The sequence below is a fragment of the Segatella salivae F0493 genome (assembly GCF_000477535.1).
Taxonomy (GTDB): Bacteria; Bacteroidota; Bacteroidia; order Bacteroidales; family Bacteroidaceae; genus Prevotella; species Prevotella salivae.
On sequence record NZ_AWGW01000006.1, the window covers coordinates 18,841 to 31,216 of the forward strand.

9 protein-coding genes are annotated in these 12,376 nt (G+C 41.8%); 3 read left to right on the forward strand and 6 right to left on the reverse strand.

Annotated features, from left to right (window positions below):
• Positions 1-39 precede the first annotated feature (39 nt).
• Positions 40-612, forward strand: coding sequence for a hypothetical protein (locus HMPREF9145_RS00910; protein WP_021824772.1), 573 nt, complete (start codon positions 40-42; stop codon positions 610-612).
• A gap of 70 nt (positions 613-682) precedes the next feature.
• Here the strand turns inward: HMPREF9145_RS00910 and HMPREF9145_RS00915 are convergent, their stop codons facing one another.
• The 3 genes from HMPREF9145_RS00915 to gltX form a co-directional block, all read right to left on the reverse strand.
• Positions 683-1,423: a hypothetical protein gene (locus HMPREF9145_RS00915; RefSeq protein ID WP_021824532.1), complete on the reverse strand. Its 741-nt coding sequence runs from the start codon at positions 1,421-1,423 to the stop codon at positions 683-685.
• A 118-nt stretch (positions 1,424-1,541) separates the two neighbouring features.
• Positions 1,542-2,765, reverse strand: a complete 1,224-nt coding sequence (locus tag HMPREF9145_RS00920) for a 3-deoxy-D-manno-octulosonic acid transferase (RefSeq protein WP_036906163.1) — start codon at positions 2,763-2,765, stop codon at positions 1,542-1,544.
• 39 nt (positions 2,766-2,804) lie between these two features.
• A complete protein-coding gene (gltX, locus tag HMPREF9145_RS00925) occupies positions 2,805-4,322 on the reverse strand; it encodes a glutamate--tRNA ligase (RefSeq protein WP_021824646.1) in 1,518 nt (505 codons plus the stop codon).
• A gap of 95 nt (positions 4,323-4,417) precedes the next feature.
• On the opposite strand from gltX, the gene HMPREF9145_RS00930 reads away from it, so the two are divergent.
• Positions 4,418-6,553 carry an HD family phosphohydrolase gene (locus HMPREF9145_RS00930; RefSeq protein WP_036906165.1) on the forward strand — a complete coding sequence of 712 codons (2,136 nt, stop codon included), beginning with the start codon at positions 4,418-4,420 and terminating at the stop codon, positions 6,551-6,553.
• Positions 6,554-6,661: 108 nt separating this feature from the next.
• Here HMPREF9145_RS00930 and HMPREF9145_RS00935 read toward each other — a convergent pair whose 3' ends face one another.
• The 3 genes from HMPREF9145_RS00935 to HMPREF9145_RS00945 form a co-directional block, all read right to left on the reverse strand.
• On the reverse strand, positions 6,662-7,156 hold the full coding sequence (locus HMPREF9145_RS00935) for a hypothetical protein (protein WP_021824594.1): 495 nt from the start codon (positions 7,154-7,156) through the stop codon (positions 6,662-6,664).
• Between the two features lie 411 nt (positions 7,157-7,567).
• Positions 7,568-8,092 (reverse strand): nitroreductase family protein, encoded by a 525-nt coding sequence (locus HMPREF9145_RS00940; protein ID WP_021824690.1) that lies wholly within the window; start codon positions 8,090-8,092, stop codon positions 7,568-7,570.
• A 13-nt stretch (positions 8,093-8,105) separates the two neighbouring features.
• A complete protein-coding gene (locus HMPREF9145_RS00945; protein WP_021824746.1) occupies positions 8,106-11,009 on the reverse strand; it encodes a M16 family metallopeptidase in 2,904 nt (967 codons plus the stop codon).
• A gap of 593 nt (positions 11,010-11,602) precedes the next feature.
• On the opposite strand from HMPREF9145_RS00945, the gene HMPREF9145_RS00955 reads away from it, so the two are divergent.
• Positions 11,603-12,373: a hypothetical protein gene (locus HMPREF9145_RS00955; protein ID WP_021824666.1), complete on the forward strand. Its 771-nt coding sequence runs from the start codon at positions 11,603-11,605 to the stop codon at positions 12,371-12,373.
• The last annotated feature ends 3 nt before the right edge of the window (positions 12,374-12,376 follow it).

The following is a 12,376-nucleotide window of genomic DNA, read 5'->3' on the forward strand; positions in this document are numbered from 1 at the left end:
ATCTTTGCATTTTATAGATAAACAAAAACCATATTACAAATGAAAACAAATAAAAGGATTCTTCTTCTCTTTTTGGGTCTTTTGGTGTGTGTGCTGGGACTAACAGCCTGTTCAAGTGATGATGATGAAAATGTTCCCACTACGTGTATAGAGCCTCCTATCTATCAAGTGAACGAGGCAATTTGGCAGAAACTCATTGTTGGTCATGGGTGGAAACATGTTGTAAGCTATGCCGTGGAGAATGGAAAAATAACAAATCACAATTTCTATGATGGCATGATAGGCGTCAGTCCGGTTGATTTATACTTCACAAATGACTCTGTTACGACCTATTTCTATAGCGATGCATTGGGTGGAAGACCCCCAAAAGTGACGAAAGCGTATACAAAACAGCTGTCGACTGACGGCAAAAGGTTTGAAGTTTATATAAAAGGAGAAACGCAACCTCTGCTTTCTTGCGAATGGTTGAGCAGTCAACAACTTTGTTTTTACGAGTCACCTTTCGTGCATTCAGACGGCTCTCGTCAGATGCTTTTCACCTATATGCGGCGTATGTCGGATAAAGAATTAAAACAATGGCAGTCAGAAGCCAATATCATCCCAGGCAAGTAAGTGTTCAACTATAGCAGGATGACAGGCTGAAAACATATTTTTTTCATGATGTGCGTTTGCATTTTATCCCCTATTCATGGTAAGATGCAAACGCATTTGTATTCTCGTTTATCTTTATTTTCAGGTAAACATAAGGGCAAGGACTATCTTTTGCTGATGATTGTCGATGCTGTTTATTCGGCTTTTCATATCGATAGCACATCAGATAAAGCGTATTATCGGCACCCCAAAAGATGAAACGTCGCAATTCTTCTATGCTTTTTGCCTCCCAGGCATGTGGAAAACAGCGTGTAGAATCTTTGATAACACGAATGGTTTTCAGTTTGCCGGCCTCGTGTTTTCGTACAAGAAGCTTCAAAGGAAGCTCTCCTGCATCTTCCCACCAGTCTTCTCCTGCCCAGAGACTATCCTTGGAATAGGCATGATATTCCATGGGAAGACGATCGTTTAACACGCTATCGACGGGGATAAGTTGTGCGTTTTTGTTGAAGAGGTGAATGAAAAGTTCGCCTGTTACCCCCACAACAATGGCCATATATTCACCTGTTTTGTGAACCTTTCCTACTTGAAAAACGTCTATAAGCGCCTTCCATTGGTGATAATGTTGCTTGACTTTGTTGACGATTTGAGCACGGGTTGCACTGTCAACTGCCATCGTATCAGCCACAAGGTTATAGATTTGATACTGCTTGAAGGCTTCGTCAAACTCTTGTTTACTGATTTCTTGGAATTGAGTATCAGTGGAACTGCATGTCAAAGTGCAAAGACTGAGGACGAAAGCAAGGATGAAAAAACAGCTTTTAAGGTTCATCGTATATGCTTTGATGAGGAAGATTGCGTTGTATTAGAAGTAGGTAGGCCAGCTGGAGTGCCTGTGTTTGCTGTTCTTTGTCTTTGCTAAATCAACTCAATAAAAGTTGGGAAGCTCTTTAAAGAGGAAGGCTTCCCATAATTTTTTCAGTTGCTCCAGCTCGCCCTTTCACAAATTCTCCAGCATGTTTCTTTGAAGTTTGCAAGAACATTTCATCGGTTTCAAAGCGCATCATGAGGTCACGGAAGCTCTGATAATCATTGATTTCAAAGCCGCCCCCAGCCATTATTAACCCTTGAGCCTCTTGGAATCGTTTGTTGTTTGGACCGAAAATCACGGGAATATCCCACACGGCAGCCTCTAAGACATTATGAATGCCGACGCCGAACCCACCACCTACATAAGAAATTGTGCCGTAATGATAAATCGAAGAGAGTAGTCCGAAGCAGTCGATGATGAGTACTTCTGCATCTTTTACATTCTCTTCAGTGGCCTCAGTGTAGCGAACCACACGACGACCTTTTAGGAGTTCAAAGATTTGTGCAAGGTGATCTTCACCAATAACATGTGGGGCAACGATGAGTTTCCAGTCTTTATGAAGATTGAAATACTTCAAAAATATCTCTTCATCGGGTAGCCATGATGAGCCAGCGATAAAGACTTTCGATGTGTTTTCTGTGAATTTCTCGACAATAGGCAGTTGTTTGCTGGCCTCTTTAATTTGTAACACGCGGTCGAAACGCGTGTCGCCAACGACTTCTACATCGTGAATGTCAAGCTTGGCCAATAGATTTTTGCTCTCAATATTCTGCACAAAGAAGTGTGTGAAGCATTTAAGAACACGGCCATAGCCCTTGCCATACCACTGGAAGAAAATCTGATCGGGACGGAATATGCTGCTAACACTATAGGTAGGAACACCGCGATGCTGCAGAATATGTAAGTAGTTATACCAGAATTCGTATTTAATGAAGAAGGCCATCACTGGCTTTATCGCGCGAAGAAAGCGTCGTGCATTGCGTATTGTGTCTAAAGGAAGATAGCAGATGATGTCAGCTCCCTCATAGTTTTTACGCACTTCATACCCTGAAGGCGAAAAGAATGTGAGCAGAATCTTATATTCTGGGTGAGTCTTTCGCAGGTGTTCCATAAGTGGACGCCCCTGTTCGAACTCACCAAGTGAAGCGGCATGGAACCAGATATAACGAGCGTTAGGGTCTACTTTCTCTCGTAAAATCTTGATAGCTTGCCTTTCTCCGGCCCACATCTTCATGACTTTCTTGTTGAAGCAGCTTGCAATGGCTACACCAATCAAGTATAGATAGATTACGATATTGTACACGATGTTCTGTAGGTTTTGTCTGTCGTTGCTGTAATCTGCTTATTTCAACACTTCAATGGCTTTGCGCATGCGCTTCAAAGTCTCTTCCTTGCCTAAGAAAGCAGAGATATCAAACATGCCAGGTCCTTTGCCTATACCGACCAATGTCAATCGGAATGCGTTCATAACATCACCAAGTTTGTAGCCTTTTTGCTCTACCCAGTTCATGACTACAGGCTCTTGACCTTCTACAGTGAAGTCTTCTATGCCTTCAAGTACGTCAGCCAATTCAGCCATTTGTTGTGCAGAATATTCTTTCCAGCGTTTCTTTACAGTCTTTTCATCATAAGTTAATGGTGCGATGAAGAAGAAAGAACAAAGCTCCCAAAGTTCTTTGACGAAGCTAACTCGGTCTTTCATCATGTGAACGACTTGCGTAATGCGATTCATTGACTCATCAACGCCGTTGTTAGCAACGATAGGTGCGAAGAGCTCGGCTATCTCTTTATCACTCTTTTTGAGGATATACTCGTGGTTGAACCATATTCCTTTCTGATAATCGAACTTCGCTCCATGAAGTGAACACTTACTAATGTCGAAAGCTTTTACGAGTTCTTCGAGGGTAAAAAGTTCCTGTTCGGTACCTGGATTCCATCCAAGCAAGGCCAAAAAGTTAACGACTGCCTCTGGGAAATAACCGCTTTCACGGTATCCAGAGGATACTTCTGCGGTCTTAGGATCATGCCATTCCAATGGGAATACAGGGAAACCGAGTCGATCTCCATCACGTTTGCTGAGCTTACCCTTGCCTTCTGGTTTCAAAAGTAGAGGCAGATGAGCAAACTTAGGCATAGTATCTTCCCAGCCAAATGCTTGATAAAGCAACACATGTAAAGGCGCACTGGGCAACCATTCCTCGCCTCTGATGACGTGAGTGATTTCCATTAGGTGGTCATCTACGATGTTTGCCAAGTGATAAGTAGGCAGTTCGTCTGCACTTTTGTATAGAACCTTGTCGTCAAGGATATCACTTTTGACAATTACTTCACCGCGAATCAAATCGAAAATGTGTACTTCTATGCCAGGTTCTACTTTGAAACGCACGGTATATTGACTGCCATCAGCAATGAGTTGGTCAACTTCGGCCTTGGAAAGTGTAAGAGAATTGCGCATTTGTAGACGCGTATGAGCATCATATTGGAAATTCTTTATCTCGCCACGCTTGGCTTCCAACTCCTCAGGAGTATCGAAAGCAATGTATGCTTTGCCTGCATCAAGCAGCTGTTTAACGTATTGTTTGTAAATCTCTCGACGCTCACTCTGTCGATAAGGGCCATGATTGCCGCCGAAACTAACGCCTTCATCAAACTTGATTCCAAGCCAACGGAATGACTCTATGATGTATTCTTCGGCGCCAGGAACAAAGCGATGCGAGTCAGTATCTTCGATTCTGAAGACAAGATCACCTCCGTGTTGACGTGCAAAGAGGTAGTTATACAAGGCAGTACGTACTCCTCCGATGTGCAAAGGACCCGTTGGACTGGGTGCAAAGCGCACTCTTACTTTTCTTTCTGACATATCTTGAGACTTAATTTTTGTGCAAATTTAATATATTTTTTTGAGTATTGGATAGATTTTTAGTATTTTCGCGTAGTAAACTCAAATTGAATGATATGACGATATTAGAGAAATATAAACATAAGAACTGGCGAAACATCGCCATTCGGCTGGCACTAATCGCTATAACGGTGGTGATTATCGTGTTTTTTATGCCTCGAAACAAGGGCGTACAACTACGTTATGACATTGGGAAACCATGGATGTATGGGTCTTTTATCGCTAAGTTTGACTTCCCAGTATATAAGTCTGACGAGGCAGTTAAAGCCGAACAAGACTCTGTTTTGAAGTATTTCCAACCCTATTATAATTATGATTCATCGGTTGAAAAGAAAGTACTCAAGCAGCTTTATCATGATTTTAGTGTTGGCATTGAAGGCACACCATCGGGTACGTTACATGTGATTGCCATGCGCTTGCATGAACTTTATCTCAATGGAATCATGTCTACACCCGAATATAACAGGCTCGTTCCTGACACAACACACATGATTCGCATTGTGAATGGAAAGGAAGCATTGAGTGCCAACGCAGGAAAGTTCTATTCAACGATGTCGGCTTATGAGGCAATTCTACGCCATCCGTCTTTAGTTCCCTATCGTTCCATCTTGCAACGCTGCAATCTAACAGACTATGTTTTGCCTAATTTGATTTATGACAAACAACGTAGTGACACGGAGAAATCTGATCTTTTGAGTAGCATTCCGCTTGCAAGTGGCATGGTGATGAGTGGACAAAAGATCATTGATAGAGGCGAAATCGTCAACGATTACACCTATCGTGTGTTGAATTCTTTTGAGCGTGAGATGCAAAGACGCAACGCTTCAGAAGCTGAAATCACTAATACGCTCATCGGACAACTATTGTTTGTGACCATACTTGTGACGCTTTTCACGATTTATCTTGCTTTATTCCGCAAGGACTATTTCCTCAAATCGCGAAACATTCTCATGCTCTATGCGATGCTGACTGTATTCCCTATCATCGTATCGCTTATGATGAGTCACAGCATTTTCAGTGTCTATGTGTTGCCGTTTACGATGGTTCCTATCTTCGTTCGTGTGTTTATGGATTCCCGAACGGCCTTTATCACCCATGCAGTGATGATTCTTATCTGTGCCGCTACAGTCAGATATCAGTATGAATTCATTATTATCCAACTCGTAGCAGGCTTGATTGCCATCTATTCTCTGCGCGAATTGTCAAGTCGTTCGCAGGTGTTTAAAACCAGTTTACTGGTTACTCTCGGAAGTATCGCCGTCTATGTGTCGCTCCAATTGCTGCAAAGCAATGACTTGTTGAAGCTTGATCGCGACATGTATGTATACTTCTTGGTTAATGGAGTGCTGCTGTTGCTGGCCTATCCACTGATGTATCTCATCGAAAAAACCTTTGGTTTCGTGTCTAATGTGACGCTTATCGAACTCTCAAATACTAATACTGGTTTGTTACGCGACCTGAGTGAGATAGCACCGGGCACGTTCCAACACTCTATTACGGTAGGAAACTTGGCGGCAGAGATAGCCAACTGCATCGGCGCTGATAGCTTGTTAGTACGTACAGGGGCGCTATATCATGACATAGGAAAGATGACTAACCCTGTGTTCTTTACCGAAAACCAAGCTGGAGTGAATCCACATGACAACATGAAATACGAAGAAAGTGCGAAGATTATTATCAGTCATGTCACTGAAGGCGTGAAGTTGGCAGAGAAATACAATTTGCCTAACGTCATCAAAGATTTCATATTGACGCATCACGGGCGTGGAGTCACAAAATATTTCTATATCAAATATAAGAACGAACATCCCGATGAAGACATTGATATGGAGAAGTTTACGTATCCAGGACCTAATCCTTTCACGCGCGAACAAGCCATTTTGATGATGGCCGACACGGTAGAAGCTGCCTCACGCTCATTGAATGAATACACCGAAGAGAGCATTAGTCAACTCGTCAACAAACTGATTGACGACCAAGTTGCCTCTGGTTTCTTCACCGATTGCCCCATTACGTTCCGTGATATCTCGTTGGCGAAGAAACTTATCACTGCTCGTTTGATGGCAATATACCACACTCGAATCCAATATCCCGAATTAAGTCAACGCGCAAAAGCTGATGTTCATGAACCTTCTGCTGCTGAAAAGCAAAGAAACGAACTTCAACTTGCTGAAAAAGAGAAAACAGATTAAGAGCTTTTCACAATGTCGTCGGCAGGTCACCTCATTGCCGTGATTTGACGCATAGCATGTGTTGGGTGCTTACATAGAGCTGAAATGGTGTAAGCATTCAAGGCTTTCTCATGCAAGATTGTGTTGAGGCTTGCGGGGCTTTGCCATCCACCACCATATCATTCCTGTCGAAATCAAGAACAACAAAGCACAAATGATGTCAATTTTCCTTGTGCGTTGTTGATAATAAGCGTGTGATGGTATTAAGGTTAAATCGTTGTTCCAGTATTTTCCAATGGGCTTTGCAGCAAAATAAGCCAATCGTTGTGTCGTCATGTCCAATAGAAAATATCCTTTTGAACAATGACCGATGACACAATTGCCCACAACTTGCACGGAGTCTATACCCGAAGGCATCTCTTCATAGGCCACATTGTCCTGTATATTATAGTCTTTTCCTTGTGCATCTCCTGTCCAAAGGGTATATTGTTCGTTTAGATTGATACCATAATAAGTACCAATCCAGTCTTCTCCCTTCCATATTTTACAGAGTGCAGTGCAAAGAATCAGGAGGATGAATGTGATAAAGAGGCAAGTAAAATACCTTATCACGCGTTTTTTCATCGTTGTCTTTTTGAAGTCTATAGTATTGAATGTGCAATATTACCCATTTTTTTTGAAAGGTCAAAACATTCATTTCTTTTTTTCATCTTCCTTTTGTCAGTGTGTGGCGTCATTGCTATCATGATATTTCTCCCAATGAAATTGCCTGCTCTTACGTGGGCCCCAATACACCACTTAGGGTAGATTGTACTCGGAAAGTACAATCCCTATGGTGTTGAAGCATGCAACTCATCAGGTGATTTGTGCCATTTTATGCTATAAAGTGCCTCATTTCATCGCATCAAATACGGCAAATCACACGATAATCTGCCACACTTCGTTTGCGGCATACAATAGCGTTGAGTTTAGCAATGAGTTCTTTTGCGTGGCAGGCGCGCGCAGTATAGCCAATGATAGGCGTTATTCCGTGTTTTATTTCACTATGCGATAGTAGTCTTTTTTCCTTTCTTTAACCTTCTTTGGCCATGAAGCGGGATAGCCAACTGCCAGTGCTCCAATGCCGATTAAGCCTTCGGGAAGTCCCCATTCCTGCATGAGTAGCTTGCCTTCTGCCGTTGCAAACATCTCATCTTCACGGTTTATCCAACAACTTCCAAGTCCAATGGCGTGGGCAGCAAGCATCATGTTGGCGAGAACTAAACTGCCATCGCGGGTGTTATTGTACCAATCTTTCGAGGCAAACACAAGAATCAAGGTCGGTGCTCCATAGTAAGGGTCTGAACTTACGCCCATAATGGTAGCGTTCATTGTGCGGAGTTGGTTACACTGTCGCTCGTTTTGAACAGCCACAATCCATGGATCTTGCAACCCTTTTCCTGTGGGTGCCCACGTGCCGGCTTCGAGAATGGTTTGTAGTTCGTTGTCTTTAATCTGCTCATTCGTAAAGCGGCGTATGCTTCTTCGCTCGCGAATGGCTTTGATTACTTCATTTTCCATCGTGGGATTTGTTTTATTTGTGAATATCTTCTTTCTTTAGTTCCACTACCGTTCCATAGCGTTCGAGAGCTTTTCTATCAAGAACTTTCAGGTTTCCAATGACATAATAAGAGCGCGGAGCATGCTGAATGTGCTGGCGATAGTAGTCAATGACTTGCTCATTTGTCGTGTGATTAATGGCTTGAGCGTAGGCTTTGTTCGGGTCGTCTGCATAGCCTCGCATGATGTTTCCAGCCACATAACCGGGTTGATCGCGGAAAGTGGGGCGCGAATTATTGATGTTGTTCATGGCCGATTGACGTGCATTTTGCAAGTCTTGTGCATGGATGGGCATGTTACTTAATAAGCTATCAATGAGCGAAAGCGTTGTCAATGCCTTGTCAGCTTGCGTTCCTGCCGTTGTAAAATAGCCGATAGGGCGGTCTTGATAGGCCTTAAATTCCTGTTGATATGCCAATCCTCCGCAGGTATAAACTAAGGAACGAAGGTCACGAAGCTCGCGGAAGAGCACGCTGTTTAGGCCTCCATTACTGAAATAACGCGCCCAAATGACAAACTGAGCTCGCTTTTCTTCGGAGTTAAGTGCAGGCAAAACATTGTATGTTCCAACGATAGTTTGGCGTGCATCAGGCATGTTATAGAGATATATAGTGGGGCGTTTGGACTGCTGAACTGTGTAATCATAGCCTGTGAAATCTGTTCTGTTGGTTTCTTGAACAATAGGATTCAGCAGGTGAGTAAGACTGTCTGGATTGGCCTTTCCACTATAAGTGACGATGAGTTTCCCCTTTTGTGCTGTCTTGAAATAGCCCTCTATGTCGGCCACTTGCAGTTTCTTTAGTTCACTTCTTGACATATCTTGCAAGCCAAAAGCTTTGTCGCCCATCGCTATTTTGTCCATAACGGCACTGCTAACACTGCTTATATCCTTAGTAAAGAACTGATCTCCAAGACGTTCATCCTTTCGCATTACCGAGAGAAATTTCTTGTCTGTCTTAGGATGTTGCAGCAAATCGGCGAGCAATTGGATGGAGGGGGCGAGATTCTTTTCATAGCCTGAGAGTTCAATACGCATGCTTTTGAGGTCGTAAGTGCCACTAAGTGTCGTGCCTAAGGCTTGTAATCTTTTTGCAAAAGCTTGCTTGTCGAGCGTTGTTGTGCCTAAAAAACTGAATAGATCAGACATGCCATGAGTCGGTTGATTCACGTGATTTTGCAACCAGGAAAGCCTCAAATGGAAGATGTTATTCTGTGGATTTGCCGTCACATATAAGTCAGCTTGCTGACCAAGATGACGTGTTGTGACCTCCTTACCAAGGCTTACAAACTGAGGAGTTAGCGTTGGAGTAGGAGTCTTTTCCAATGCTTTGGCATAGTCAGACTGGCTATTTCCGTTGTTGGTTTCCACTGCTTTGTAAGGTGGTTTGCTGATTTTATCCTTCTTATACTTACCAAATTTCTTATGGAGGAGTAAGTAATGTTGGTTGAAGTAATGGCGACATGCTGCCACAACATCATCCTTTTGCAAGGTCGCAAGCATGGAAATCTGATGCAAATAGTCGTTCCAATTCATTCCGTTTAGATAGCAGTTAGTCATCAAGGTGATGCGTGTCTGGAGGTTTTCGAGCTGTTGTTCCTGCACCTTTTGATATTCGGTTTTCGCTGCTTCAAAGCTTTCGGTAGAGAAATCTCCCTCTTTTAGTTTGTTAATTTGCTGCCACAAGAGTCGTTCAGCCTTGCGTTTTGAACCAAAAGGAAGGTTGGGTACGGCGGCTAAACCAATCAAACCAACTTCGCGCATCATAGAGATTTGTTCACTCTCTGCCATGCCATACATGATAGAATGGTGGCTGACGAGTGAATCAATGAGTCCACTTTCGTTGCTGTTGGAAAGTAATCGCATAGCAATTTGCAAGGCTGTGTAGTCGTGATTGCGTGGAGTTGGCCCACGAAATAGTAGTGCTGAGACCTTAATCAAAGGGAAAGGTATCTTTACTTTTATGGTCTTTTCGGGTGAAAAGTCAGCCAGATTGATAGGTTGACGCTGTGGAATTGGGCCGTTATGAATACGTCCAAAGGTCTTTTCTAATAGCGGAAGGACGTCATTTTCATTGAATTTCCCACAAAGAATCAATGCCATGTTGTTGGCAACATAGTATTTCTGGTAAAACGCTTCCATGTCAGAAAGTCTTGGGTTTTTCAGGTTTTCAGTGCTTCCAATGACTGGAAACTCATAGCCACTACCCTTAAACACCTGACCTTGTAGATGCTCCATGAGTTGCACTCCGAAGTTATCCTCGCCGCGATTCTTCTCTTCATATACTGTCTCCAGTTCTCCTTGAAAGAGTCGAAACACGGGGTTGATGAAACGTTCACTGTTCAATTGGCACCATTGTGCTATATATTGTGGGGCACACTCGCTATGATATACGGTCTCGTCAAGGGTGGTATAGGCGTTGATAGCAGTTGAGCCATAGCGTGTAAGCAGTTTAGAGAACTCATTAGGAATGGCATATTTGGCTGCCTGCTGATTGAGTTTGTTGATTTGTAGCTGTATGGTTGTGCGCTGTTTTGGGTCGGTTGTTTGAGAGAGAAGATTGTATTGATGACTGATTTCATCAAGCAATGGCTTCTCCTTAGCATAGTTTGTTGTGCCGATTTGTTGTGTTCCTTTGAACATAATGTGTTCAAAATAGTGGGCAATTCCAGTGTTAGGACAGTCTCTTGCACCTGCTTTCACGACGACATAACCCATGAATTTAGAGGCTGTGGAATCGGGATTGAGCCACACGGTCATGCCATTGCTGAGGTGATGGATGGCAACGCGCTGGGCGGATAGGGGCAGAAATGCCAATAAAAAGAACAACAATGTGATGCTCTTTGTTGCTTTTGAACGAAATAAAAGAAAGATTTTCATCAGTTTTCTTTGTTAAATCATGTTATTTCCACATACAGATGGAATACGTATTACATGACAAAGATACAATGTTTTTCCATTAAGAACAATATATCAGAGGGTGAAAAAAAGTGAAAGTTAGTTTAGGAAGAGAAAGAAAGGCTGGGGGAGTGGTTGGTAAGGTTGGATAGGTAAGTGGGTGGGGTATTTATAGTACTTTGTTTATAAATAGAAAACAGCTATGCTGTTCAATGTTTATAGAGTAGAGTTACCAAACGAAGGGAGAGAATCCAATCTTAAGATTGAACGAGAAAGCAACGGCGGAAGTATTATGTTATCTTTTAATTTACTCGCCGTTTATACGCAGTCCCAAGTATATTTGCATTTTTATAACTTTCAAAAGGACTTAGGTAAAAGAAAACGCAACACTTTAAGTGTTTTGTTTCTTTATTGTTAGAGAATATTATACAAATAGTATAATTAAAATAAATTAAATTTTATATTCTAAAAGTGATAATATATTAATAATTATATATCTTTGCATTCAGATCATGTATTTATTAAAACGGAAGCCGAAAAGTTTTTAGAGTAGGCACAACTTAACCTAAAGCAAAATGAAAATAAAAAAAACATTTTTGAAAATCTTGCTTGTTTTTTGTGTAATTGCATTGTACTCATGCAAGAGTGAAGACTTAACAGAAAATTCTGCCAAGCAATTTTCTGAATTAAAACGAATAAGTAAGTATCATTCGTCAGGACTTGATTTTACTTATACACAATTAAGTTCTTCTAAAACGCGATCAGCCAGAAAAGATTTTGGAAGAGAGGAAATTGTTGCTCAAGTTCTGAAGTTTATTGAGAGTATTCCAGAGTTTCAGAAAGAAAAGACTCGAAGTGTTAATACTATCTCAGAGATACCCCATGAAGGTTATGAATTAACTCCCGAAGCCGCACAAATTTTTGAAAACTATTTTGACTATCTTGTTCATTCTTCAAGTAAGTCTGATATGGAAAATTATGTCGAAAGGATTATTAAAACTCCCAAATTTGTTTCTCTTAATAAAGAGGAGCAGTCTCTTGTTGCTTTCATGATGTATATAGGAATTGATTCTGGAGAGTATTGGTCGAATCCAACTAATTGGGAAAAGTGGAAAGCATTGAAAGAGAATACAACTTTTGTTCAGAATAGTTCTACTACAACAAGAGGTGTTGCTGGTCCTCCTGCACATTATTGGATGACATCAAAACAGATGAATAATAAAACATTCCAAAAATATTTGCGAGCAGATTGTAAAGGTTGCCTGTATTCTTTAGTAACAGGTTTTGATGCATTTGCTTGGGCTGCAGGAGGCATATTAGGTTCTGTAGATGCTGCATTCAATTGATAT